24 protein-coding genes and 1 other RNA gene are annotated in these 23,481 nt (G+C 60.0%); 20 read left to right on the forward strand and 5 right to left on the reverse strand.

The window, feature by feature from the left end:
* Positions 1 to 51 precede the first annotated feature (51 nt).
* Together FHL07_RS20115 and FHL07_RS20120 are read left to right on the forward strand one after the other, a co-directional pair.
* Positions 52 to 843 (forward strand): CPBP family intramembrane glutamic endopeptidase, encoded by a 792-nt coding sequence (locus FHL07_RS20115; RefSeq protein ID WP_138738842.1) that lies wholly within the window; start codon positions 52 to 54, stop codon positions 841 to 843.
* A gap of 80 nt (positions 844 to 923) precedes the next feature.
* Positions 924 to 2,489, forward strand: a complete 1,566-nt coding sequence (locus tag FHL07_RS20120; protein WP_095002750.1) for a methyl-accepting chemotaxis protein — start codon at positions 924 to 926, stop codon at positions 2,487 to 2,489.
* A gap of 83 nt (positions 2,490 to 2,572) precedes the next feature.
* Here the strand turns inward: FHL07_RS20120 and FHL07_RS20125 are convergent, their stop codons facing one another.
* Positions 2,573 to 3,256: an alpha/beta family hydrolase gene (locus tag FHL07_RS20125; RefSeq protein ID WP_095002751.1), complete on the reverse strand. Its 684-nt coding sequence runs from the start codon at positions 3,254 to 3,256 to the stop codon at positions 2,573 to 2,575.
* Positions 3,257 to 3,328: 72 nt separating this feature from the next.
* Between FHL07_RS20125 and ccoN (FHL07_RS20130) the strand changes: the two genes are divergently transcribed.
* The 18 genes from ccoN (FHL07_RS20130) (at position 3,329) to FHL07_RS20215 (ending at position 19,714) form a co-directional block, all read left to right on the forward strand.
* Positions 3,329 to 4,753: a cytochrome-c oxidase, cbb3-type subunit I gene (gene ccoN / locus FHL07_RS20130; RefSeq protein WP_019826669.1), complete on the forward strand. Its 1,425-nt coding sequence runs from the start codon at positions 3,329 to 3,331 to the stop codon at positions 4,751 to 4,753.
* 10 nt (positions 4,754 to 4,763) lie between these two features.
* The gene (ccoO, locus tag FHL07_RS20135; RefSeq protein WP_095002752.1) at positions 4,764 to 5,372 is read left to right on the forward strand and encodes a cytochrome-c oxidase, cbb3-type subunit II; all 609 of its coding nucleotides are present in this window, start codon (positions 4,764 to 4,766) and stop codon (positions 5,370 to 5,372) included.
* Positions 5,373 to 5,387: 15 nt separating this feature from the next.
* On the forward strand, positions 5,388 to 5,579 hold the full coding sequence (locus FHL07_RS20140; protein WP_095002822.1) for a cbb3-type cytochrome oxidase subunit 3: 192 nt from the start codon (positions 5,388 to 5,390) through the stop codon (positions 5,577 to 5,579).
* On the forward strand, positions 5,576 to 6,514 hold the full coding sequence (gene ccoP, locus FHL07_RS20145; protein WP_095025023.1) for a cytochrome-c oxidase, cbb3-type subunit III: 939 nt from the start codon (positions 5,576 to 5,578) through the stop codon (positions 6,512 to 6,514). Before FHL07_RS20140 ends, ccoP (FHL07_RS20145) begins: the two co-directional genes overlap by 4 nt.
* A gap of 468 nt (positions 6,515 to 6,982) precedes the next feature.
* Positions 6,983 to 8,425, forward strand: coding sequence for a cytochrome-c oxidase, cbb3-type subunit I (gene ccoN, locus FHL07_RS20150; RefSeq protein ID WP_095002754.1), 1,443 nt, complete (start codon positions 6,983 to 6,985; stop codon positions 8,423 to 8,425).
* Positions 8,425 to 9,036 (forward strand): cytochrome-c oxidase, cbb3-type subunit II, encoded by a 612-nt coding sequence (gene ccoO / locus FHL07_RS20155; protein ID WP_016780305.1) that lies wholly within the window; start codon positions 8,425 to 8,427, stop codon positions 9,034 to 9,036. Before ccoN (FHL07_RS20150) ends, ccoO (FHL07_RS20155) begins: the two co-directional genes overlap by 1 nt.
* Positions 9,037 to 9,041: 5 nt before the next feature.
* Complete coding sequence (locus FHL07_RS20160; protein ID WP_003447209.1) at positions 9,042 to 9,233, forward strand: CcoQ/FixQ family Cbb3-type cytochrome c oxidase assembly chaperone; 192 nt, start codon at positions 9,042 to 9,044, stop codon at positions 9,231 to 9,233.
* Positions 9,230 to 10,207: a cytochrome-c oxidase, cbb3-type subunit III gene (gene ccoP / locus FHL07_RS20165; protein WP_095002755.1), complete on the forward strand. Its 978-nt coding sequence runs from the start codon at positions 9,230 to 9,232 to the stop codon at positions 10,205 to 10,207. The genes FHL07_RS20160 and ccoP (FHL07_RS20165) overlap by 4 nt, the downstream gene beginning before the upstream one ends.
* 143 nt (positions 10,208 to 10,350) lie before the next feature.
* Positions 10,351 to 10,602: a type II toxin-antitoxin system Phd/YefM family antitoxin gene (locus FHL07_RS20170; RefSeq protein WP_095002756.1), complete on the forward strand. Its 252-nt coding sequence runs from the start codon at positions 10,351 to 10,353 to the stop codon at positions 10,600 to 10,602.
* Positions 10,602 to 11,012, forward strand: a complete 411-nt coding sequence (locus FHL07_RS20175) for a type II toxin-antitoxin system VapC family toxin (protein WP_095002757.1) — start codon at positions 10,602 to 10,604, stop codon at positions 11,010 to 11,012. Before FHL07_RS20170 ends, FHL07_RS20175 begins: the two co-directional genes overlap by 1 nt.
* 215 nt (positions 11,013 to 11,227) lie before the next feature.
* Entirely contained in the window at positions 11,228 to 12,643 is a 1,416-nt protein-coding gene (gene ccoG, locus FHL07_RS20180; protein WP_095002758.1) for a cytochrome c oxidase accessory protein CcoG, read from the forward strand.
* Between the two features lie 11 nt (positions 12,644 to 12,654).
* A complete protein-coding gene (locus FHL07_RS20185) occupies positions 12,655 to 13,197 on the forward strand; it encodes a FixH family protein (RefSeq protein WP_095002759.1) in 543 nt (180 codons plus the stop codon).
* Positions 13,198 to 13,303: 106 nt separating this feature from the next.
* Complete coding sequence (locus FHL07_RS20190; protein WP_095025021.1) at positions 13,304 to 15,754, forward strand: heavy metal translocating P-type ATPase; 2,451 nt, start codon at positions 13,304 to 13,306, stop codon at positions 15,752 to 15,754.
* A 20-nt stretch (positions 15,755 to 15,774) separates the two neighbouring features.
* The gene (ccoS, locus tag FHL07_RS20195; RefSeq protein ID WP_095002761.1) at positions 15,775 to 16,005 is read left to right on the forward strand and encodes a cbb3-type cytochrome oxidase assembly protein CcoS; all 231 of its coding nucleotides are present in this window, start codon (positions 15,775 to 15,777) and stop codon (positions 16,003 to 16,005) included.
* A complete protein-coding gene (locus FHL07_RS20200) occupies positions 15,998 to 16,681 on the forward strand; it encodes a sulfite exporter TauE/SafE family protein (RefSeq protein WP_095002762.1) in 684 nt (227 codons plus the stop codon). Before ccoS ends, FHL07_RS20200 begins: the two co-directional genes overlap by 8 nt.
* A gap of 196 nt (positions 16,682 to 16,877) precedes the next feature.
* Positions 16,878 to 18,260: an oxygen-independent coproporphyrinogen III oxidase gene (gene hemN / locus FHL07_RS20205; RefSeq protein WP_095002763.1), complete on the forward strand. Its 1,383-nt coding sequence runs from the start codon at positions 16,878 to 16,880 to the stop codon at positions 18,258 to 18,260.
* 120 nt (positions 18,261 to 18,380) lie between these two features.
* On the forward strand, positions 18,381 to 19,115 hold the full coding sequence (gene fnr, locus FHL07_RS20210) for a fumarate/nitrate reduction transcriptional regulator Fnr (protein ID WP_029611340.1): 735 nt from the start codon (positions 18,381 to 18,383) through the stop codon (positions 19,113 to 19,115).
* Between the two features lie 53 nt (positions 19,116 to 19,168).
* The gene (locus tag FHL07_RS20215) at positions 19,169 to 19,714 is read left to right on the forward strand and encodes an adenine phosphoribosyltransferase (protein WP_138738843.1); all 546 of its coding nucleotides are present in this window, start codon (positions 19,169 to 19,171) and stop codon (positions 19,712 to 19,714) included.
* A gap of 98 nt (positions 19,715 to 19,812) precedes the next feature.
* On the opposite strand, the gene recR is transcribed toward FHL07_RS20215, so the two are convergent.
* The 4 genes from recR to ffs all read right to left on the reverse strand — a co-directional run bounded on the left by recR (position 19,813) and on the right by ffs (position 23,320).
* Positions 19,813 to 20,415, reverse strand: a complete 603-nt coding sequence (gene recR, locus FHL07_RS20220) for a recombination mediator RecR (protein ID WP_138738844.1) — start codon at positions 20,413 to 20,415, stop codon at positions 19,813 to 19,815.
* Between the two features lie 118 nt (positions 20,416 to 20,533).
* Positions 20,534 to 20,872: a YbaB/EbfC family nucleoid-associated protein gene (locus FHL07_RS20225; protein WP_095002765.1), complete on the reverse strand. Its 339-nt coding sequence runs from the start codon at positions 20,870 to 20,872 to the stop codon at positions 20,534 to 20,536.
* Between the two features lie 77 nt (positions 20,873 to 20,949).
* A complete protein-coding gene (gene dnaX / locus FHL07_RS20230) occupies positions 20,950 to 23,001 on the reverse strand; it encodes a DNA polymerase III subunit gamma/tau (protein WP_095026138.1) in 2,052 nt (683 codons plus the stop codon).
* Between the two features lie 222 nt (positions 23,002 to 23,223).
* An RNA gene (ffs, locus tag FHL07_RS20235) (signal recognition particle sRNA small type) lies at positions 23,224 to 23,320 on the reverse strand.
* Positions 23,321 to 23,481 lie beyond the last annotated feature (161 nt).

A 23,481-nucleotide genomic window follows, 5' to 3' on the forward strand; every position in this document is an offset into this window, starting at 1 on the left:
GCGCACCCCGGACTGGATCCGGGGTGTTTTTTAACGATTGCAAGGATTCACATGATTGCTTTGCCCTGGCCTTATCTGGCACTACTGACCCTCGGCTACGGCCTTGCCCTCAGCTACGGGCAATTAGGCGCTCAAACCCTCATCGCGCTAGCCTTGTTGACTGTCAGCGGGTTTGCCGTTGTGCAGAACAAAAGCCAGTTGCTGCGCTATGCCGGGCATGCCTTGTTTGTGCTGCTGGCGCTGGCGCTGGCCTTGCACTGGCTGCCAGGTTTCCATAACGGTCGCGCCATCACCCCCACGCGACTGACCCCTGATGCCGTGCCCTTCTCGATGTACTTCAATCTGGACAAACCGCTGATTGGCTTCTGGCTGCTGCTGGTATGCCCCTGGATAGCACCGCGCTTTGCCTGGCGGGTATCCCTGGGGGCCACTGCAATGGGTCTGGCCCTGGCCGCCATTGCGGCGCTGGGCGGAGCGATGCTGCTGGGCATGATTGCCTGGGCACCGAAATGGCCTCATCAGAGCACCCTCTGGCTGCTGAATAATCTACTGCTGGTCACCCTGGTTGAAGAAGCGCTGTTTCGCGGTTACATCCAGGGCGGACTTAGCCGCAAGTTCAAGTTGCTGCCCCATGGGCAGAGCATTGCGCTGGTGCTGGCCTCGATACTGTTTGGCCTGGCCCATGCACCCGCCGGCTGGCAATGGATGCTACTGGCCGGGCTGGCCGGTGTCGGTTACGGCCTGGCCTACCGCTTTGGCGGGCTGGGTGCGGCGATCGCCACCCACTTTGGCCTCAATGTGCTGCATTTCCTGTTTTTTACCTACCCGATGCTCGCCCCCTGAAGGCCAGGGGCCTGAAATATAAATTAAACAATTCCTTGAGCATGCCGACAGCCTGTCAAAGTCTTGCGGATTGAAACGACATGCGTAACAACCAGCCCATCACTCAACGCGAACGCACATTCCCCGCGCAACAACGGTTGATTTCCACGACCGATGCCAAAGGCGTGATCACCTACTGCAACGATGCGTTCAGGGAAATCAGCGGGTTTTCGCGTGAGGAGCTGATACGCGCGCCGCACAATCTGGTGCGCCACCCGGACGTGCCCTCAGCAGTCTTCGAGCATATGTGGAGCACCCTAAAAAAGGGTTCGCCGTGGATGGGCATCGTCAAAAACCGCTGCAAAAACGGCGACCATTACTGGGTTAACGCCTATGTAACGCCGGTTTTCGAGAATGAGCAGGTCGTGGGTTACGAGTCGGTGCGGGTCAAGCCAACGGCCGAACAGATCCGCCGCGCCGAAGCCCTGTACACACGCCTCAACCGCGGCAAATCCGCGGTGCCTCAGCGCGACAAGTGGCTGCCGGTGCTGCAGGACTGGCTGCCCTTTATCCTGGTCAGCCAATTGAGCTTCATGATTGGCGCCATGCTCAATTCGAGCTGGGGTTTTGCCCTGGCAGCCCTGCTGTCGATACCGTTGGGGCTGCTGGGCCTGAGCTGGCAACAGCGCGGGGTCAAACGCCTGCTGCGTCTGGCCGAGCAGACCACCTCCGACCCGTTGATTGCCCAGATGTACACCGACAGCCGTGGCCCGCAAGCGCGTCTGGAAATGTCCATCCTGAGCCAGGAAGCGCGCCTGAAGACCTGCCTGACACGCCTGCAGGATACCGCCGAACACCTCAGCGGCCAGGCCCGTCAGTCCGACATTCTGGCGCACAAAAGCTCGACCGGACTGGAGCGCCAGCGCGTCGAGACCGAGCAAGTGGCCACCGCCGTCAACCAGATGGCTGCCACCACCCAGGAAGTGGCCAGCCATGTGCAGCGCACTGCCGACGCGACCCAGGAAGCCAACCGTCTGACCAGCCGCGGTCGCGATATTGCCGGCGAAACCCGCGAAGCGATCCAGCGCCTGTCGGTTGTGGTGGGTGAAACCGGGGCCACGGTAACGCAACTGGCCAAGGACAGTGACGAGATCGGCGGCGTGGTCGATGTGATCAAGGGCATTGCCGACCAGACCAACCTGCTGGCCCTGAACGCCGCCATCGAAGCGGCACGGGCTGGAGAAATGGGCCGGGGCTTCGCCGTGGTGGCTGACGAAGTGCGCCAGCTGGCGCAACGCACCAGCGCTTCGACCGGGCAGATTCACAGCCTGATCGCCAAGCTGCAGCAGACAGCAGCCACCGCGGTGCAAACCATGGACGCTGGCCATCGTCAGGCGGAAGAAGGCGTAGCGCGGGTACTGGAAGCAGATCAGGCACTGGTGGGCATCAGCGAAGCGGTGGCCAATATCACCGACATGACCACCCAAATCGCGGCAGCGACCGAGGAGCAAAGCGCCGTGGCTGAAGAAATCAGCCGCAATATCAGCACCATTGCCGACCTGGCTGACCAGACCTCAGAGCAGGCGCAGCATTCGGCGCTGCTCAGCGAAGAACTGACCCAGACCGTCAACACCCAGTATTCGCTGGTGGAGCGGTTTAACCGCTGAGCCTTGTGGGAGCGAGCCTGCTCGCGATGGCATCAACACGCCGCAGCGATCCAATCGCGAGCAGGCTCGCTCCCACAAATCGTTCAAGGTTGCTGCAACCACCGCGCAATCCGGTCCGCCGCCGCATCCAGATGCTGCTCATGGGTAAACCCGGAGGCCTTCAACGGCTTAAGGTCGTGATCCCCCGATAGCAGCCACGACACTTCAATGCCCGGCGCCAGCGTGTAGGCCTCTACCGCTTCGCGGTTGCCCAAGGCATCGCGCTCGCCTTGTACGATCAACGTCGGCGTTGCCAATTCAGCCAGGTGCGCCACCCGGGGTTTTTCCGGCTTGCCTGCGGCATAGAACGGATAACCCAGGCACACCAGCGCGTCCACTTGCAGCTCATCGGCCAGCAGACTGGCCATACGCCCACCCATTGACTTGCCGCCAATGGCTAATGGCCCAGCGACATGCGGTCGCACCTCGGTAAAAACTTCACGCCAGCTTTCGAGCAGTTTCGCCTGCTGATTAGGAGGCCTTTTGCCATTATCGAGACGGCGCTGCGCCATATACGGGAACTCGAAGCGCAACACGCTCACCCCGCGTGCAGCAAGGCGTGCAGCCATGCCGTTCATCCAGCTGCTGTCCATCGGCGCACCCGCGCCGTGGGCCAGGATAAGGGTCGCGGTTGAACCCGCTGACGCGCCATTCCACAGCCAGCCCCTGTCCTGCACGCACTGCGCCCATTGATCCCCGTCAATACCGGCCTTGCCCGCTACGACCATGCTTGCCTCGCTTTTAGTCTGCCTATAACTCCAGGCGTGCGTTTGACGCGCCTGAACCGTGGATGGGGAACCATGAACACTTCTACAAGTACCGCCTATAACTACAAGGTGGTCCGCCAATTTGCCATTATGACGGTGGTTTGGGGCATCGTCGGTATGGGGCTCGGCGTTTTTCTCGCCGCGCAGTTGGTTTGGCCAGAACTTAACTTCAATTTGCCTTGGACCAGTTTCGGGCGCCTGCGCCCATTGCACACCAACGCGGTGATTTTCGCCTTCGGCGGCTGCGCGCTGTTCGCGGCTTCATTCTACTCGGTGCAACGCACCTGCCAGGCCACCCTGTTTTCGCCGAAAATCGCGGCGTTTACCTTCTGGGGCTGGCAGCTGGTCATCGTCCTGGCGGCCATCAGCCTGCCACTGGGTTACACCAGCTCCAAGGAATACGCCGAGCTGGAATGGCCGATCGACATTTTGATCACCATTGTCTGGGTGGCCTACGCCATCGTGTTCTTCGGCACGATCATGAAGCGCAAAACCAAGCATATTTACGTGGGCAACTGGTTCTTCGGCGCGTTTATCGTGACCGTGGCGATTTTGCACATCGTCAATAACCTGGAAATCCCGGTCAGTTTCACCAAGTCCTACTCGCTCTACGGTGGCGCCACTGACGCCATGGTGCAGTGGTGGTACGGGCATAACGCTGTGGGTTTTTTCCTGACGGCTGGCTTCTTGGGGATGATGTACTACTTCGTGCCTAAACAGGCCGAACGTCCGATCTACTCCTATCGCCTGTCCATCGTGCACTTCTGGGCATTGATCACCCTGTACATCTGGGCGGGCCCCCACCACCTGCACTACACCGCGCTGCCGGACTGGGCGCAGTCGCTGGGCATGGTGATGTCGCTGATTCTGCTGGCACCGAGCTGGGGCGGCATGATCAACGGCATGATGACCCTCTCGGGCGCCTGGCATAAGCTGCGCAGCGATCCGATCCTGCGCTTCCTCGTGGTGTCCCTGGCCTTCTACGGCATGTCGACCTTCGAAGGCCCGATGATGGCAATCAAGACCGTCAACGCCCTCTCCCACTACACCGACTGGACCATCGGCCACGTACACGCCGGTGCCCTGGGCTGGGTGGCGATGATTTCGATCGGCGCGCTGTACCACATGATCCCGAAAATCTTCGGCCGCCCGCAGATGTACAGCCTGGGCCTGATCAACGCGCACTTCTGGCTGGCCACCATCGGCACCGTGCTCTACATCGCCTCGATGTGGGTCAACGGCATTGCCCAGGGCCTGATGTGGCGCGCAGTCAACGAAGACGGCACGCTGACTTACTCCTTCGTCGAAACTCTGGTGGCCAGCCACCCGGGCTATGTCGTGCGACTGGTCGGTGGTGCAATCTTCTTCAGCGGCATGTTGCTGATGGCTTACAACACTTGGCGCACCGTGCGTAACGCCGAGCCCGCTGAAGTCGTAGCCGCCGCGCAGATGGCCTGAGGAGTTGGCAATGAAACACGAAGTCGTTGAAAAAAATATCGGCCTGATGCTGTTGCTGATGATCCTGTGCGTAAGCGTGGGCGGCCTGACGCAAATCGTCCCGCTGTTCTTTGAAGACGTGACCAACACCCCGGTGGAGGGCATGAAGCCTTACACCGCACTGCAACTGGAAGGTCGCGACATCTACATCCGTGAAGGCTGCGTGCAGTGCCACTCGCAGATGATCCGTCCGTTCCGTGCCGAGACCGAGCGTTATGGTCACTACTCGGTAGCCGGTGAGAGCGTGTGGGATCACCCCTTCCTGTGGGGTTCCAAGCGCACCGGGCCGGACCTGGCCCGCGTCGGTGGCCGCTATTCGGATGACTGGCACCGCGCGCACTTGTACAACCCGCGCAACGTCGTGCCCGAATCAAAAATGCCAGCTTACCCATGGCTGGTGGCCTCGCCGGTAGACAGCAGCCATACCGAGAAAAAACTCGAAGTGATGCGCACCCTGGGCGTGCCTTACACCGACGAAGACATCGCCAACGCCAAGCAGTCCGTGCAGGGCAAGACCGAGATGGACGCTCTGGTCGCCTACCTGCAAGTGCTGGGCACTGCCATCAAGAGCAAGAGGTGAGCCATGGTCTTGGAGATGAGTAGTGGAATGATTCGCGGCCTGGGCACCGTGGTGGTGGCCGTGGCGTTTATAGGCCTGGCGCTGTGGGTGTTCAGCCCGCGACGCAAATCGGAGTTTGAAGACGCGACCTTACTGCCATTCAAGGACGATCCAGAGGCGATTCAACACGTCGAGAAAGAACAAGCGTCTAGGAGTAAAAAAGCATGACCACCTTCTGGAGTCTGTACATATGCGTGCTGACTATCGGCACGCTGATCGGCCTGACCTGGCTGCTGGTCAGCACGCGCAAGGGCGAGACCAAAAGCGATACGGTCGAAACCATGGGCCACAGCTTTGACGGCATCGAGGAGTACGACAACCCGCTGCCACAATGGTGGTTCATGTTGTTCGTCGGCACGCTGGTATTTGCCGTGGGCTACCTGATCCTGTACCCGGGCCTGGGCAACTGGAAAGGCCTGCTGCCCGGCTATGAGAATGGCTGGACCGGTGTACATGAGTGGGAAAAGGAAATGGACAAGGCGGACGCCAAATTTGGGCCCATCTACGCCAAATATGCCTCCATGCCCGTTGAACAAGTCGCTCAGGATCCGGCAGCACTGAAAATGGGCGGGCGCCTGTTTGCTTCCAACTGCTCGGTGTGCCACGGCTCGGATGCCAAGGGCGCTTTCGGCTTCCCTAACCTGGCCGACAACACCTGGCGCTGGGGCGGCGACGCCGACACGATCAAGGCCACCATCATGGGCGGTCGCATCGCGGCAATGCCGGCCTGGGGTGAAGTACTGGGTGAAAACGGAGTCAAAAACGTCGCCGCCTATGTACGCCACGACCTGGCGGGCCTGCCCCTCCCTGAAGGCGCCACTGTCGATCTGACGGCTGGCAAGCAAGCCTACGAAACCACTTGCGTGGCCTGCCACGGGGCAAACGGTAAAGGCATGCCGCTGATGGGCGCGCCAGACCTGACCCAACCTGCCGGTTTTATCTACGGCACCAGCCTGGCGCAATTGCAACAAACCATTCGCCATGGCCGTCAGGGCCACATGCCTGCGCAAAACGATTTGCTGGGCAACGACAAGGTGCAGCTGCTGGCGGCCTACGTGTTCAGCTTGTCACACGGTAATCAAGAGGAAAAAATAGCCGAATAATTACCGGACATTTCCTGCCGCATCATTTTGGTGCGGCAGTTCCCGCCTCAAAGCGCGACCAAGTGTCGCACCTCTTTCAGCCCCGCCATTGCTCTCCCGCCATTCAGGACTAAGCTCAACGCTTGTGTGAGCCGGATCTGTGCAGCGCCACGTCAAGTGAAACTAACCGGTAAGTTGAAGGGCAGCGTTACGGGCCACAATGGTGGGTTTGCACCGGCTATCGTGCATTACGATGTTTGCCGCGCCTTGCCCCCACCTCAACCCGCCCGCCTCGACCCCTCCACTTTTGCCCTGCATGCGGCGTTTTTGGCGAGGTCACTTTGACCTTACTCCGCGCATGGAAAGGCCGCAGAACAAGCCTTGGAAAGCATTGACCGGGGTCATGGTTCGTTGCAATAGCCCTACGCTTTATACATACTTGCGACCGATTTTTATCCTAATAAAATACCTAAACCGTGGAACCTTAGAATGAGCACAGCAATCAGCCCGACTGCTTATAACTATAAGGTAGTCCGCCAGTTCGCCATCATGACGGTGGTCTGGGGGATCCTTGGCATGGGGCTCGGGGTTTTCATCGCGTCACAGCTTGTGTGGCCTGAATTGAACCTTGGCCTCGAGTGGACGACCTTCGGCCGTCTGCGTCCCCTGCATACCAACCTTGTGATCTTTGCCTTTGGTGGCTGTGCATTGTTTGGCACCTCCTACTACGTCGTGCAGCGAACCTGCCAGACACGACTGATCTCCGATTCGCTGGCCTCGTTTACCTTCTGGGGTTGGCAAGCGGTTATCGTCGGCGCGATCATCACCCTGCCACTGGGTTACACCACCACCAAAGAATACGCCGAGCTGGAATGGCCTTTGGCTATTTTGCTGGCCATTGTCTGGGTGACCTACGGCATTGTGTTCTTCGGCACCATCACCAAGCGTAAAACCAAGCATATCTATGTCGGTAACTGGTTCTACGGTGCATTCATTGTCGTGACGGCAATGCTGCATATCGTCAACCACGCGTCCCTGCCGGTGAGCTTCTTCAAGTCCTACTCGGCTTATGCCGGTGCGACTGACGCCATGATTCAGTGGTGGTACGGCCATAACGCGGTAGGTTTCTTCCTGACTACCGGCTTTTTGGGGATGATGTACTACTTCGTGCCCAAGCAGGCCGAACGTCCGATCTACTCCTATCGCCTGTCCATCGTGCACTTCTGGGCGCTGATCACCCTGTATATCTGGGCCGGTCCGCACCACTTGCACTACACCGCACTGCCGGACTGGGCCCAGTCTCTGGGCATGGCGATGTCGATCATCCTGCTGGCACCCAGCTGGGGCGGCATGATCAACGGCATGATGACCCTCTCGGGCGCCTGGCATAAGCTGCGCACCGACCCGATCCTGCGCTTCCTCGTGGTATCCCTGGCCTTCTACGGCATGTCGACCTTCGAAGGCCCGATGATGGCGATCAAGACCGTCAACGCGCTGTCGCACTACACCGACTGGACCATCGGCCACGTACACGCCGGCGCTCTGGGCTGGGTGGCGATGATTTCGATCGGTGCCATGTACCACATGATCCCCAAAGTCTATGGCCAGAAGCAGATGTACAGCACCGGCCTGATCAACGTTCACTTCTGGCTGGCGACTATCGGTACCGTGCTCTACATCGCCTCGATGTGGGTCAACGGCATCACCCAGGGCCTGATGTGGCGTGCGATCAACGACGACGGCACTCTGACCTACTCGTTTGTCGAAGCACTGCAAGCCAGCCACCCGGGCTTTATTGTTCGCGCCCTTGGCGGTGCCATTTTCGCCAGCGGTATGCTGTTCATGGCCTACAACGTGTTCCGCACCGTGCGTGCCTCGAACCCGGTAGAAGCTGAAGCGGCGACCAAGATCGCTGTAGTTGGAGCGCACTGATGATCAAGCACGAAACAATCGAGAAGAACATCGGCCTGATGGCCTTCTTCATGGTTATCGCCGTGAGCATCGGCGGCCTTACCCAAATCGTTCCGCTGTTCTTCCAGGACGTGACCAACACCCCGGTCGAGGGCATGAAGCCGCGTAGCGCGCTGGAACTTGAAGGCCGTGACATTTATATCGCCAACGGCTGTGTCGGCTGCCACTCGCAGATGATCCGTCCGTTCCGTGCCGAAACCGAACGCTATGGCCACTATTCGGTTGCCGGTGAAAGCGTGTGGGACCACCCGTTCCTGTGGGGCTCCAAACGCACCGGCCCGGACCTGGCCCGAGTGGGCGGGCGTTACTCCGATGACTGGCAGCGCGCGCACTTGTATAACCCGCGCAACGTTGTGCCCGAATCGATCATGCCGGCTTACCCGTTCCTCGTTGAGCGCAAGCTGGACGGCAAGGACACCGCGAAAAAAATGGAAGTCTTGCGCACGCTCGGCGTCCCTTACACCGACGAAGACATCGCCGGGGCCAAGGATGCAGTGAAGGGCAAAACCGAAATGGACGCACTGGTGGCTTACCTCCAGGGCTTGGGCACCATCATCAAAAGCAAACGGTGATCTGAATGGATATCGGGATGATTCGTGGCCTGGGCACTGTCGTCGTGATGGTGGCTTTTATCGGTTTGGCATTGTGGGTCTTCAGCCCGCGACGCAAGTCAGAATTTGACGACGCGACCCTGTTGCCGTTCAAGGATGATCCCGAAGCCATCAAGCACGTCGAGCAAGAGCAAGCTTCTAGGAGTAACAAAGAATGACTACGTTCTGGAGTCTGTACGTTACAGTCCTCACTCTGGGTACCATCTTCGCCCTGACCTGGTTGTTGCTGGCCACCCGCAAGGGCCAGCGCAGCGAGCAGACCGACGAGAAAGTCGGCCACGCGTTCGACGGCATCGAAGAGTACGACAACCCAATGCCGAAATGGTGGTTCATGCTCTTTGTGGGCACCGTCATTTTCGCCCTCGGCTACCTTGTGCTGTACCCGGGCCTGGGTAACTGGAAAGGCCTGCTGCCGGGCTACCAGTACCTGGACACCAAAGAGCAGACGCCGTTTGCCAATGGTCAGACCGGCTGGACCGGTGTACACGAGTGGGAAAAGGAAATGGCCAAATCGGACGCCAAGTTTGGGCCGATCTTCGCCAAATTCGCCGCCATGCCCATTGAAGAAGTGGCCAAGGACCCGCAAGCACTGAAAATGGGTGGCCGCCTGTTCGCCTCCAACTGTTCGGTGTGCCACGGCTCCGACGCCAAAGGCGCCTACGGCTTCCCCAACCTGACCGACGCCGACTGGCGCTGGGGCGGGACGCCTGCCGACATCAAGACCACCATCATGGCCGGCCGTCACGCGGTCATGCCGGGCTGGTCCGAAGTGATCGGTGAGCAAGGCGTCAGCGACGTGGCCGCCTACGTGCTGACCAGTCTCGACGGGCGCAAGCTGCCGGAAGGTGCGAAAGCCGACCCTGCCAAAGGCAAGGAAATCTACGCGACCAACTGTGCGGTTTGCCACGGGCCGGAGGGCAAGGGCAACCCGCTGATGGGCGCACCCAACCTGACTCACCCGGGGGCGTTTATCTACGGTTCGAGCTTTGCTCAACTGCAGCAGACCATCCGCTACGGCCGTCAGGGCCAGATGCCTGCCCAGGCTGACCTGCAAGGGAACGACAAGGTTCACTTGCTGGCCGCCTACGTGTACAGCCTGTCCCATGGTGATGAAGCCAAGACAGACGAGTAACGCGTTAGTTTGAACGCTGCAAAAAATGGCCCCGCCAACGACAGTTGGCGGGGCCATTTTGTTTCAGGGCTGCAGCAGCTATTGCCGTACGCACCCACAAGGTAGTAACGTTTCTACATTGTATTTTTGGGGAGGATCAGCCCATGACCATCACCACCATTTCAAGCCGCGAATTCAACCAGGACACAAGCGGTGCCAAAAAAGCATCGCAACAAGGGCCTGTTTACATCACGGACCGTGGCCGCCCCGCCCATGTACTGCTATGCATGGAGGAGTACCAACGGCTAACCGGCCTGGACACCAGCATTGTCGATCTGCTGGTGATGCCCGAAACAACGCCGGTTGAATTCGAACCCGAACGCGCAGTCATCACGCCGCGCCCAGTGGATTTCTAATGTTCCTGCTCGATACCAACGTAGTTTCTGAACTGCGCAAAACCCAGGCCGACCCTGCAGTGGTGGCCTGGGCCCGCAGCGTCCCGGCTTACAAACTGTATATCTCGGCCATTACCCTGCTGGAAATCGAAACTGGCATCTTGCGCCTGGAGCGCCGCGACCCGGAGCAGGCAGCCCCCTTGCGCAACTGGCTTGAAGTACATGTTATGTCTGCTTTTGCCGGGCGCGTGCTGTCAGTCGATGGCGCCGTTGCCAGACGCTGCGCCCGCCTGCATGTGCCTGACCGCAGCAATGAATGCGACGCCCTGATCGCGGCCACCGCACTGGTGCATGACATGACCGTGGTTACCCGCAATACCCGGGACTTTGCCTTTAGCGGCGCCCCTGTACTCAACCCTTGGGAGCTTTGACTCGGCCAGAACGCAACTCACCTGCAGGTGTAAGTCAATTGATCCATGTCATGAGTTGTTACAACTCCTATACCAACTTGCCATTTTCCGGAACGCGACCAAAGGTCGCACCCTTGAGCTAGAGTCACAGGGGTATCATTACGCTATCGCAACACCTTCTGACCGCGGTCGGCACGTACTGACCGAGGCATTTTCCACTGCCGTGGGACGCACTAATGAGCAATCAGATTCCTGTACACAACGTCACTCCACCTGCCAAAAAACCCGCTGAAAGCACTGACCTGTACGCGGCCAGGGAGAAAATCTACACCCGCGCCTTTACCGGGCTTTTCCGCAATCTGCGCATTGGCGGCGGAGCGCTGTTGTTCCTGCTGTATTTCGGTACGGTATGGCTCAACTGGGGCGGTCACCAGGCGGTGTGGTGGAACCTGCCCGAACGCAAATTCTTTATTTTTGGCGCCACCTTCTGGCCACAGGATTTTATCCTGCTCTCAGGGCTGCTGATCGTCGCGGCCTTTGGCCTGTTCTTTATTACGGTTTACGCCGGGCGCGTGTGGTGCGGCTACACCTGCCCGCAAAGCGTTTGGACGTGGGTGTTCATGTGGTGCGAGAAGGTGACTGAAGGCGACCGCAACCAGCGCATCAAGCTCGACAAGGCACCGATGAGCGCCAACAAGTTTGTGCGCAAGTTCAGCAAGCACACACTCTGGCTATTGATCGGCTTTGTCACCGGCATGACCTTTGTCGGCTACTTCTCACCCATCCGCGAACTGGTGATCGACTTCTTCACTGGTCAGGCTGATGGCTGGGCGTATTTCTGGGTCGGCTTCTTCACCCTCGCCACCTATGGCAACGCCGGCTGGCTGCGCGAGCAGGTGTGCATCTATATGTGCCCGTATGCGCGCTTCCAGAGCGTGATGTTTGATAAAGACACCCTGATCGTTTCCTACGACCCGCGCCGTGGTGAAGTCCGTGGCCCGCGCAAAAAGGACGCCGACTACAAGGCCATGGGCCTGGGCGACTGCATCGACTGCACCATGTGCGTGCAGGTATGCCCGACCGGGATTGATATCCGCGATGGCTTGCAGATCGAGTGCATCGGCTGCGCGGCCTGTATCGATGCCTGCGACAGCATCATGGACAAGATGAACTACCCCCGCGGCTTGATCAGCTACACCACCGAGCACAACCTCTCCGGCCAGAAAACCCATAAGCTGCGTCCGCGCCTGATCGGCTATGCCCTGGTATTGCTGACCATGATGGGTCTGCTGGCCGCTGCGTTCTTTACCCGCACGCTGGTAGGCTTCGACGTGAGCAAAGACCGCGTGCTGTATCGCGAGAACGCCGAAGGGCGGATCGAAAACGTCTACAGCCTGAAGATCATGAACAAGGACCAGCACGACCACACCTACGTGCTGGAGGCCACCGGCCTGCCGGATCTCAAGCTGCAGGGCAAACGCGAAATCAAGGTCGCGGCCGGCGATATCGTCAGCCTGCCGGTCGAGCTGTCAATTGCCCCCGAGAAGCTGCCGTCGAGTACCAACGAGGTGTTCTTTATCCTCAAGGACGCCGACAACAACGACGTCAACGTTAAAGCCAAGAGCCGATTCATCGGCCCACAAATCAGATAAGAGAACTCGACATGCCCGCAGCAAATGCTTCCAGCCCCTGGTACAAGCACATCTGGCCATGGATCATCATTGCCATCCTGGCCTGCTCGGTAACCCTGACCCTGTCGATGGTCACCATTGCCGTGAACAACCCGGACAACCTGGTCAACGATAATTACTACGAGGCGGGCAAAGGCATCAATCGGGCACTGGACCGTGAGCTGCTGGGCCAGACCCTGCAACTCAAAGCCAAGTTGCGCCTGGATGAAATGACCGGCGAAGTCGTGCTGCTGCTTGAGGGCAACAGCAAGCCCCAAGTGCTGGAACTGAACCTGATTTCACCGACCCAGCCGGAAAAAGACCGCAAGGTCAGCCTGAGCCAGAGCGCAACGGAACCGGGTCGCTATATCGGCCAACTGGATGACAAGATTGAAGGTCGCCGCTTTGTTGAGCTGCTGGGTGTTGAAGATGGCAAGACCTGGCGCCTGTTCGAAGAAGAACTGGTCGGCCACGACAAGGACCTGCTGCTGGGCGACGAGCCCATTCAAGGCGCTGAAGACCACAAGTCGAAATAACCCCATCGTGGGCAAGCCCGCTCCCACAGGGATGCGCGAACCCTGTGGGAGCGGTCTTGTCCGCGATGACGTATTTTCTGGTGACACAATATCGCGATAGAGCACCATGACCACTCCCGTTCCCTGCTATCACTGCGCCCTGCCCGTCCCGCCCGGCAGCCGGTTTACCGCCGTTGTTCTGGGCGAAGTTCGCGAGTTCTGCTGCCCCGGCTGCCAGGCAGTGGCCGAGGCTATCGTCGCTGGCGGTCTCGAAAGCTATTACCAGCACCGCAGTGAAGCATCCGCCAACCCTCAAGCCCTGCCCGTGCAACTGGTTGAAGAGTTGGCGCTGTATGACCGCCCCGACGTGCAAAAACCCTTTGTCCGACATGAGGGCGAGCAAGCCGAAACCACCCTGCTGATCGAAGGCATCAGCTGCGCCGCCTGTGGCTGGCTGATCGAAAAGCACCTGCGCCATCTGCCAGCCGTCAGTGAAGCGCGACTCAACTTGTCCAACCATCGCCTGCAGGTACGCTGGGACGATAGCCAATTGCCATTGAGTGAAGTCCTCAGCGAACTGCGCCATATCGGCTATGCCGCGCACCCGTACCAGGCCGACCGTGCCACCGAACAATTGGCCAGCGAAAACCGCCTGGCCTTGCGCCAGCTCGGTGTCGCCGGGCTGCTGTGGTTTCAGGCCATGATGGCTACCATGGCCACCTGGCCAGAGTTCAATATCGACCTCAGCCCCGAGATGCACACCATCCTGCGCTGGGTAGCGTTGTTTCTGACAACACCTATCGTGTTCTACAGTTGCGCCCCCTTTTTCAAAGGCGCCATGCGCGACCTGCGCACCCGCCACCTGACCATGGATGTGTCAGTCTCCCTGGCCATCGGCGGTGCTTATATCGCCGGGATCTGGACGGCCATCACCGGCGTCGGCGAGCTGTATTTCGATGCTGTGGGCATGTTTGCCCTGTTTTTGCTGGCCGGCCGCTATCTGGAGCGCCGCGCCCGCGAGCGCACCGCCGCCGCCACTGCGCAATTGGTCAACCTGCTGCCAGCCTCATGCCTGCGCCTGAGCGCTGACGGGCAAAGCGAACGCATTCTGCTGACTGAACTCAAGGTCGGCGACCGGGTGCTGGTGCACCCCGGCTCAATCATGCCGGCTGACGGCAAGATCCTGGATGGTCAGTCCAGCATCGACGAATCCCTGCTGACTGGCGAATACCTGCCACAACCACGGCAGATTGGCGACGCCGTCACGGCCGGCACCCTCAATGTGGAAGGCGCGCTGACCGTTGAAGTCATGGCGCTGGGCCAGGACACGCGCCTGTCCGCCATCGTGCGCCTGCTTGATCGCGCTCAAAGCGAAAAACCTCGCCTTGCGGAGATTGCCGACAAGGCCGCGCAGTGGTTCCTGCTGTTCTCATTGATCGCTGCTGCGGGTATCGGCCTGTGGTGGTGGCAACTTGATGCATCACGGGCCTTCTGGATTGTCCTGGCGATGCTGGTCGCCACCTGCCCTTGCGCTTTGTCGCTGGCGACGCCGACCGCACTCACCGCCGCTACCGGCACCCTGCACAAGCTGGGCCTGCTACTGACCCGTGGCCATGTGATCGAAGGCCTGAACCAGATCGACACAGTGATTTTCGACAAGACCGGCACCCTGACTGAAGGACGCCTGGCGCTGCGGGCCATTCGCCCTTTGCGCGAGCTGGACAGCGACCACTGCCTGGCCCTTGCGGCCGCTCTGGAAAACCGCTCCGAGCACCCGATTGCCCGTGCGTTTGGCCGCGCTGCGCAAGCCGCTGAAGAAGTACGCAGCGTGCCTGGACTGGGCCTTGAAGGGCTGGTCGGCGAGCAGCGCTTGCGCATAGGCCAGCCAGGATTTGCCTGTGGGCTAAGCCAGTGCCCGATCCCGGACATGCCGGATGAACCCGGCCAATGGCTGCTGCTGGGCGACACCCAAGGCGTGCTGGCCTGGTTTGTTCTGGACGACCGCCTGCGGGACGATGCCCCGGCATTGCTGGCAGCGTGCAAGGCCCGCGGCTGGCACACGCTGCTGCTGTCGGGGGACAGTTCGCCGATGGTCGCCAGCGTGGCCGCCGAACTGGGGATCGATGAAGCTCAGGGCGGCTTGCGCCCGGATGACAAATTGCAGGTCTTGCAAAAACTGCACGCCCAAGGCCGCAAGGTGCTGATGCTGGGGGATGGTGTCAACGATGTACCTGTGCTCGCCGCTGCCGATATCAGCGTGGCCATGGGCTCGGCGACCGACCTGGCGAAAACCAGCGCCGATGCGGTGCTGCTGTCCAACCGCCTGGACGCGCTGGTGCAAGCGTTCAGCCTGGCGCGAAGGACCCGACGGGTGATCATCGAAAACCTGTTGTGGGCCGGACTCTATAATGGCCTGATGCTGCCATTCGCCGCACTGGGCTGGATTACTCCGATCTGGGCCGCCATCGGCATGTCGATCAGCTCACTGACCGTGGTGCTCAACGCCTTGCGCCTGACGCGCATGCCCGCCCAGGCGCATACTCCAGCCATGCCACACTCTCGCCCGCTACCGGCTTGACCCGGTCCCCTGGAGCCCTTATGCCAGCGCTTTACATCATGATTCCGGCGGCCCTGCTGATTGTCGCCATCTGCATCTTTATCTTCTTCTGGGCAGTCGACAGCGGCCAGTATGATGACCTGGACAGCCCAGCCCACAGCATCCTGTTCGATGACCAGGATCCGCAGCATACCGCTGCCGTCGAAGAAGCCAAAAACCTGCACCCGGAGTCGGCCAGCGACACCGACAAAAAAGCCCCGCCCCATGCTTGAGCTGGCCCCGCTGCTGGTATCGGCCGTTATCCTGGGCCTGCTCGGGGGCGGACACTGCCTGGGCATGTGCGGCGGTCTGATGGGCGCGCTGACGCTGGCCATCCCCAAAGAGCAACGCAGCCGACGCTTCAGGCTGCTGCTGGCCTACAACCTTGGCCGAATTCTCAGCTATGCCACAGCAGGACTACTGCTGGGGCTGGCAGGCTGGGCAGTAGCCAACAGCCCGGCGGCCATGTTTATGCGCATCCTCGCCGGTTTGCTGCTGATTTGCATGGGCCTGTACCTCGCCGGCTGGTGGAGCGGCCTGACCCGCATTGAAAGCCTGGGCCGCGGCCTGTGGCGGCATATCCAGCCGGTGGCCAGCCGCTTGTTGCCGGTCACCAGCCTGCCGCGCGCCTTGCTGCTGGGGGCACTGTGGGGCTGGCTGCCCTGCGGGCTGGTGTACAGCACGCTGATCTGGTCCGCCAGCCAGGGCAGCGCAGTCGACAGTGCATTACTGATGCTGGGGTTCGGGCTGGGCACCTGGCCCGTACTGCTGGCCACCGGCCTTGCCGCAGAACGTGTTACCGCAGTGCTGCGCAAACGCAGCGTGCGCATGGCTGGAGGATTACTGGTGATCCTGTTCGGTATCTGGACCCTGCCCGGCCCGCATCAGCACTGGTTGATGGGGCACTAGACAGAACCCGTGGGAGCGAGCTTGCTCGCGATGGCATCACCGCGATTTGCCTGACAGATTGCGTCGCCGGTATCGCGAGCAAGCTCGCTCCCACAGGTGAACTTGCCAATCACAGCTGTTGATGCAAATCAAGATGCTACAACGACCCACCCCCTAGAATCCGCAGCATTGCCAGCCATCCCAGGGGAATGCCCGCATGCTCGACGCCATTCGTTGGGACCCAGAATTGATCCGCCGCTACGATCTTGCCGGACCGCGCTACACCTCATACCCGACAGCCATGCAGTTCAACAGCCAGGTCAGCCCGTTCGACCTGCTGCACGCCCTGCGCGAAAGCCGCAAGGCTCTGCGCCCGCTGTCGTTGTATGTGCACGTGCCGTTTTGCGCCAATATTTGCTATTACTGCGCCTGCAACAAGGTCATTACCAAAGACCGTGGCCGGGCCCAGCCCTACCTGCAGAAACTCGAGCAGGAAATCCAGATGATCGCCTGCCACCTCGACCCCAGGCAGAAGGTCGAGCAACTGCACTTTGGCGGCGGCACCCCGACTTTTCTTAGCCACGACGAATTGCGCCAACTGATGGCCAAGCTGCGTCAGCAATTCAATCTGCTGGACGACGACTCCGGCGACTACGGCATCGAAATCGACCCCCGCGAAGCCGACTGGTCGACCATGGGCCTGTTGCGTGAACTGGGCTTCAACCGTGTCAGCATCGGCCTACAAGACCTCGACCCGGACGTGCAAAGGGCGGTCAATCGCCTGCAAAGCCTTGAAGAGACCCGGGCAGTGATCGACGCTGCACGCACGCTGCAATTTCGCTCGATCAATATCGACCTGATCTACGGCCTGCCCAAGCAGACCCCGGAAGCCTTTGCCCGCACCGTTGAAGAAGTGATCAGCCTGCAGCCCGATCGCCTGTCGGTGTTCAACTACGCGCACTTGCCTGAACGCTTCATGCCCCAACGACGCATCAACACCAGCGACCTGCCCTCGCCTGCCGCCAAGCTACAGATGCTGGAGCGCACCATCGAGCAACTGACCGGCGCCGGCTACCGCTATATCGGCATGGATCATTTCGCCCTGCCAGACGATGAACTGGCCATCGCCCAGGAAGAATCAACCCTGCAACGCAACTTCCAGGGTTATACCACCCACGGCCATTGCGACCTGATCGGGCTTGGTGTCTCCGCCATCAGCCAGATCGGCGACCTGTACTGCCAAAATGACAGCGACCTGGCCAAATACCAGCACACCCTGGCCAGCGGCCAGCTCGCCACCAGCCGTGGCCTGGTATGCAATCAGGATGACCGTATCCGTCGCGAGGTCATCCAGCAGATCATCTGCAATTTGCACCTGCCGTTCGCGACCGTGGAGCAGGCGTTCAATATCGACTTTCGCGGCTATTTTGCCCCTCAGTGGCCGACGCTCAAGACCATGGCCGCCGACGGCCTGATCGCCCTGGACGACCAGCAACTGACTGTGCTGCCTGCTGGCAGGCTGCTGGTGCGCTCGGTGTGCATGGTGTTCGACGCTTACCTTGAGCAACAAACCCGTCAGCGCTATTCGCGGGTGATCTAAGGTCGCAAACACGACCTCTACAGCATGAGATGAGTGCCCTGGCATGGTGCGGCTGGTCTAGCCCCCCCACGCTGGGTTACCCTTGCATCTTATGTGTGTTTTCCTACAAGGATTTAAGAAATGTCCGAGCCAGTAAAAGTGCGCGCTCACACTCAGGCACAGTGCAAGGATTGCAGCCTGGCCCCACTCTGTTTGCCACTTTCGTTGAACCTGGAAGACATGGATGCGCTGGAAGAAATCGTCAAGCGCGGCCGCCCACTGAAAAAAGGCGAGTTCCTGTTCCGCCAGGGCGACACGTTTGGCTCGGTTTACGCGGTACGTTCCGGCGCACTGAAAACCTTTAGCCTGAGCGACAACGGTGAAGAGCAAATTACCGGCTTCCACCTGCCCAGCGAACTGGTCGGCCTGTCGGGTATGGACACTGAAACCTACCCGGTATCGGCCCAGGCGCTAGAGACTACACCGGTATGCGAAATCCCTTTCGAACGTCTCGACGAACTCTCCGTGCAACTGCCGCAACTGCGTCGCCAGCTGATGCGTGTAATGAGCCGCGAAATCCGCGACGATCAGCAAATGATGTTGCTGCTGTCGAAAAAAACCGCCGACGAACGTATCGCCACGTTCCTGGTCAACCTGTCAGCGCGTTTTCGTGCTCGCGGCTTCTCGGCCAATCAGTTCCGCCTGAGCATGTCGCGCAACGAAATCGGCAATTACCTGGGCCTGGCCGTTGAAACCGTGTCCCGCGTGTTTACCCGCCTGCAGGAAAACCAGTTGATCACTGCCGAAGGCAAGGAAGTGCATATTCTTGACCCGATCAAGCTGTGTGCCCTGGCCGGTGGTTCGCTGGAGGTTTGACACGGCCTGACGGGTTATACTGGCGCGCTTAACGCTCCCCAGGACAGCCCGATATGGTCTCCGACGATTTTTGCCTCAAAACCCTGATTCGCCCGGTTATTGATTTCCCCAAGCCGGGCGTCATCTTTCGCGACATCACCCCCCTCTACCAGTCGCCCCGCGCCATGCGCGTGATCGCCGACAGCTTTATCGAGCGCTACGTCGAGGCTGACTTCAGCCATATCGGCGCCATGGATGCCCGCGGCTTCCTGATCGGCTCGGTACTGGCCCACCAGCTCAATAAACCGCTGATCCTGTTTCGCAAACAGGGCAAATTGCCCGCAGACGTTTTGGCCGAAGGCTATCAGACGGAATATGGCGAAGCGTTTCTGGAGGTTCACGCCGACAGCCTGTGCGAGGGTGACTCGCTGCTGATCGTCGATGACCTGATTGCTACGGGCGGCACGCTGATTGCGGCAGCCAACCTGGTGCGACGCATGGGTGCGCAGGTGTTTGAAGCAGCGGCCATTATCGACCTGCCCGAACTGGGCGGTTCGCAGCGCTTGCAGAATTTGGGTGTGCCTACTTTCTGTCTGACGGAATTTTCGTTGACCGAGTAATACCGACACGTGGGAGCGGGCTTGCTCGCGATGGCATCAGCGCGGTTCAACTGAATACCGCGGCTCCCACAGGAGTCCCCTCTCCCCTGCAATCGCAATCAGAGCGTAATCGGCCGACGCCCCGAGAACGAGTGCGCCAAAGTACCGCCATCCACCAGTTCCAGCTCGCCACCCAGCGGCACACCGTGGGCGATACGCGACGCTATCAGGCCTTTGTTGCTCAGCAACTGGGCGATGTAATGCGCAGTGGCCTCGCCCTCAACCGTTGGATTGGTGGCCAGGATCACCTCCGTAAACGTACCCTGCTCTGCAATACGCGCCATCAATTGCGGAATGCCTATCGCCTCAGGGCCTAAACCATCGAGCGGCGACAAATGCCCCTTGAGCACAAAGTAACGGCCGCGATAACCGGTCTGCTCCACGGCATACACGTCCATCGGCCCCTCGACCACGCACAGCAAGGTGTCATCCCGGCGCACATCGGCACACTGCGGGCACAGATCGTCTTCGGTCAGGGTTCTGCACAAACGGCAATGCCCCACACCTTCCATCGCCTGAGTCAGCGCCAGGGCCAGGCGCGAGCCACCACTGCGATCACGCTCAAGCAATTGCAACGCCATGCGCTGGGCGGTCTTTTGACCCACGCCCGGCAAGGTACGCAAGGCATCGATCAGTTGGCGAATCAGAGGGCTAAAGCTCATAAGGAAAGGTCCGACAAAACAACGAGACGCGGTTTATACCCTCGGTGTGAGCTAGCGTCAAATACCCGTAAAACAGGCAAAAAAATGCCAGGCTCATGGCCTGGCATTTCAGCATGCCTTAGAACGGCATCTTCATGCCCGGCGGCAGTTGCATGCCGGCGGTCACACCAGACATTTTGTCCTGGCTGTTGGCTTCGATCTTGCGCACGGCGTCGTTGACCGCTGCGGCGAACAGGTCTTCCAGCACTTCGCGGTCGTCTTCGCTCACACCTTCCAGCAAAGTCGGGTCAATGCTCACCCGTTTGACGTCATGACGGCCGGTCATGACCACAGTGACCATATCGCCACCCGCCTTGCCGGTGACTTCAGCATTGGCCAGCTCTTCCTGCATCTTGGCCATTTTTTCCTGCATCTGCTGCGCCTGCTTCATCAGGCCGGCCATGCCACCTTTCATCATGGGAATCACCTCAAACGTTATTTGGACAATGCACCCGCAATCAAAACGACTGCGGGCTGTAAGTTTCTGCTCTGGCGTTACGACACTTGAGCCTGAGCCACCTCTAAAGGTTGAATCGTATCTTCGCGTACGGCCGCACCGAACTGCTCGACCATCTGCCGGACCACCGGGTCGGCATGGATCGACTCTTCGGCCAGACGCTGGCGCTCTGCGCGAAAACGCGAAGCCGCCTGGGCCGGGGTTTCCTGCTCCGGCTTGACCAGCTCAATCGTGACTTTGAGTGTACGCTGAGTGAACTGGTTCAGTGCATCGTTGAGTCGACGCTGCTGGGTCAGGTTGAACAACGCGCTGTGGGCCGGGTCCAGATGCAACAGCCAGTCATCACCGTCAACCGCAATCAGCGTGCAGTTGGCGCCAATGCTGGCGGTCATGCCCGACACCGGTAATTTGGGGAACATCTCCAGCCATTCAAGGGCCAGACCGGTCGCCGGCATCGCCGCAGGCAGCGGTTCGGGCGCAGGCGCTGGCTCGCTGGCATGCTCACTGGCCAGCTCGTCGAGGTAGCTGTAGGCCGCCGAATCCATGTCCGGCTCAATGTAGTCTTCGTCCAGGGGCGGCTCGTCGTCACGATCCATGCCCGACACCGCTGCGTCCACCTGCTCGACGGTCGGCTCTGGAAGCGGCGCCGCGATCCACTCCGGCGCATCCGGCACCACACTGTCCGGCGTCGGCAGCGGCATCGGCGGCAACTCAGGAGGCTCGCCAATAGTGTCCAGCACCGACTCGGGCGCAACCTTGAGCTCAATCACCGGGGCAGCCGGCTCGTTCCAGGGCAAGTCCTTTTCCGCCACTGACGGAGCCTTGGGCGCCTGCACAGGCTCGGCAACCGCTTCGACCACAGGCGGTACCGGTTGCACTGCAACCGGTGCCGGCGCGGCCGGCACTGGCTCGACAGGGGACATGGCCGCCACGGTTGGGGCGGAATCAACTGTGGCCTGGCTGATCCCCACTGGCTTTAGCGGCTGACTCGGCGCGTTGCCGGTGTCTGCCGGGCGGAAGGCCAGCATTCGCAGCAGGACCATTTCAAAGCCACCACGCGGATCTGGCGCCAGCGGCAAATCGCGCCGGCCAATCAGGCCCATCTGGTAATAAAATTGCACATCTTCGGCAGGCAATGCCTTGGCCAGGGCCAAGACGCGATCGCGGTCGCCGTGACCATTATCGACGCCTTCGGGCAGCGCCTGGGCAATGGCCACGCGATGGAAGACGTTGAGGATCTCGGACAGCACGCCATTCCAGTCCGGGCCCTGCTCGGCCAGATGGCGAACGGCCTCGAGCATGGCCCTGGCATCACCTTCGATCAAGGCGTGCAACAGGTCGAACACCTGACCGTGATCCAGCGTACCAAGCATCGCCCGCACATCACCCGCCAGTACCTTGCCCTCACCGAAGGCAATGGCCTGATCGGTGAGGCTCATGGCATCACGCATCGAGCCATCGGCGGCGCGACCGAGCAGCCACAGCGCATCATCTTCAAACGGCACATTTTCGACACTGAGAACGTGGGTCAAATGCTCGACCACGCGCTCGGGTGTCATGTTCTTCAGCGAAAACTGCAGGCAGCGCGACAGGATCGTGGCCGGCAATTTCTGCGGGTCGGTGGTCGCGAGGATGAACTTGACGTAAGGCGGCGGCTCTTCAAGGGTCTTGAGCAGCGCATTGAACGAATGGCTGGAGAGCATGTGCACTTCGTCGATCAGGTAGACCTTGAAGCGCCCGCGGCTCGGCGCGTACTGCACGTTGTCGAGCAGTTCGCGGGTGTCCTCGACCTTGGTGCGGCTGGCGGCGTCGATTTCGATCAGGTCGACAAAGCGCCCTTCATCGATTTCACGGCACACGGAGCACTCGCCACAGGGAGTCGAGGTGATACCTGTTTCACAGTTCAGGCATTTGGCGATGATCCGCGCAATGGTGGTCTTGCCGACGCCACGGGTACCGGTGAAAAGGTAAGCGTGGTGCAGGCGCTGACTGTCCAGGGCATTGATCAGAGCCTTGAGCACATGGGTCTGGCCGACCATTTCGCGGAACGAGCGCGGACGCCATTTACGTGCAAGAACCTGATAACTCATTGATAACCGTCGCGTCAGAAAAGCGGAGGGGGCTAATGCTAGCGGAGCAAGGGCAAAATTGCATCCGATGCGCACGTTTAACTGCGCGCAGCCTTGGCATAGACCTTTTTACCCACGCACAGAAAATCATCGCCCGGTCTTTTGACCGTCGAACAAGGCTTGACTGCAAGATTTGGAGTTTGGTTCGAACCCGACAGAACTGCGGGTTTAAAATGGAGGCAACCCCACCAGCCACACCCCGGCACACAATGTTCCCGCTGTGGCTGCTTCCTTCCGGATCTGACCAGGTTCACGGGTAATCGTTGCGGGGGGACCGATAGGGTCACCATAACAACATCCGCTTAGCAGCGAACGGCGCCATTGTACCTGTCTGAGAAAAACTTACAACCGCTGCGGCAAGAATAAAAAAATGAATGGGCTCAAGTACTTGGATTCGGGTTGAAACACCGCCTCGCAACCCGGCACAGGTCATTTGTGGGA

Origin of the sequence: Pseudomonas sp. FSL W7-0098, from assembly GCF_005930585.1 — a bacterium.
GTDB lineage: Bacteria > Pseudomonadota > Gammaproteobacteria > Pseudomonadales > Pseudomonadaceae > Aquipseudomonas > Aquipseudomonas bubulae.

Bases quoted from the DNA above. Each gene is read 5' to 3' on its own strand.
- FHL07_RS20190 (WP_095025021.1), top strand. From the start codon at position 13,304: ATGACCACTCCCGTTCCCTGCTATCACTGCGCCCTGCCCGTCCCGCCC.
- ccoP (WP_095002755.1), top strand. From the start codon at position 9,230: ATGACTACGTTCTGGAGTCTGTACGTTACAGTCCTCACTCTGGGTACC.
- ccoS (WP_095002761.1), top strand. From the start codon at position 15,775: ATGCCAGCGCTTTACATCATGATTCCGGCGGCCCTGCTGATTGTCGCC.
- FHL07_RS20125 (WP_095002751.1), bottom strand. From the start codon at position 3,256: ATGGTCGTAGCGGGCAAGGCCGGTATTGACGGGGATCAATGGGCGCAG.
- FHL07_RS20200 (WP_095002762.1), top strand. From the start codon at position 15,998: ATGCTTGAGCTGGCCCCGCTGCTGGTATCGGCCGTTATCCTGGGCCTG.
- ccoP (WP_095025023.1), top strand. From the start codon at position 5,576: ATGACCACCTTCTGGAGTCTGTACATATGCGTGCTGACTATCGGCACG.
- fnr (WP_029611340.1), top strand. From the start codon at position 18,381: ATGTCCGAGCCAGTAAAAGTGCGCGCTCACACTCAGGCACAGTGCAAG.
- FHL07_RS20215 (WP_138738843.1), top strand. From the start codon at position 19,169: ATGGTCTCCGACGATTTTTGCCTCAAAACCCTGATTCGCCCGGTTATT.
- FHL07_RS20160 (WP_003447209.1), top strand. From the start codon at position 9,042: ATGGATATCGGGATGATTCGTGGCCTGGGCACTGTCGTCGTGATGGTG.
- FHL07_RS20115 (WP_138738842.1), top strand. From the start codon at position 52: ATGATTGCTTTGCCCTGGCCTTATCTGGCACTACTGACCCTCGGCTAC.
- recR (WP_138738844.1), bottom strand. From the start codon at position 20,415: ATGAGCTTTAGCCCTCTGATTCGCCAACTGATCGATGCCTTGCGTACC.
- FHL07_RS20140 (WP_095002822.1), top strand. From the start codon at position 5,388: ATGAGTAGTGGAATGATTCGCGGCCTGGGCACCGTGGTGGTGGCCGTG.
- ccoO (WP_095002752.1), top strand. From the start codon at position 4,764: ATGAAACACGAAGTCGTTGAAAAAAATATCGGCCTGATGCTGTTGCTG.
- FHL07_RS20175 (WP_095002757.1), top strand. From the start codon at position 10,602: ATGTTCCTGCTCGATACCAACGTAGTTTCTGAACTGCGCAAAACCCAG.
- ccoN (WP_019826669.1), top strand. From the start codon at position 3,329: ATGAACACTTCTACAAGTACCGCCTATAACTACAAGGTGGTCCGCCAA.
- ccoG (WP_095002758.1), top strand. From the start codon at position 11,228: ATGAGCAATCAGATTCCTGTACACAACGTCACTCCACCTGCCAAAAAA.
- dnaX (WP_095026138.1), bottom strand. From the start codon at position 23,001: ATGAGTTATCAGGTTCTTGCACGTAAATGGCGTCCGCGCTCGTTCCGC.
- FHL07_RS20225 (WP_095002765.1), bottom strand. From the start codon at position 20,872: ATGATGAAAGGTGGCATGGCCGGCCTGATGAAGCAGGCGCAGCAGATG.
- ccoO (WP_016780305.1), top strand. From the start codon at position 8,425: ATGATCAAGCACGAAACAATCGAGAAGAACATCGGCCTGATGGCCTTC.
- FHL07_RS20120 (WP_095002750.1), top strand. From the start codon at position 924: ATGCGTAACAACCAGCCCATCACTCAACGCGAACGCACATTCCCCGCG.
- FHL07_RS20170 (WP_095002756.1), top strand. From the start codon at position 10,351: ATGACCATCACCACCATTTCAAGCCGCGAATTCAACCAGGACACAAGC.
- ccoN (WP_095002754.1), top strand. From the start codon at position 6,983: ATGAGCACAGCAATCAGCCCGACTGCTTATAACTATAAGGTAGTCCGC.
- hemN (WP_095002763.1), top strand. From the start codon at position 16,878: ATGCTCGACGCCATTCGTTGGGACCCAGAATTGATCCGCCGCTACGAT.
- FHL07_RS20185 (WP_095002759.1), top strand. From the start codon at position 12,655: ATGCCCGCAGCAAATGCTTCCAGCCCCTGGTACAAGCACATCTGGCCA.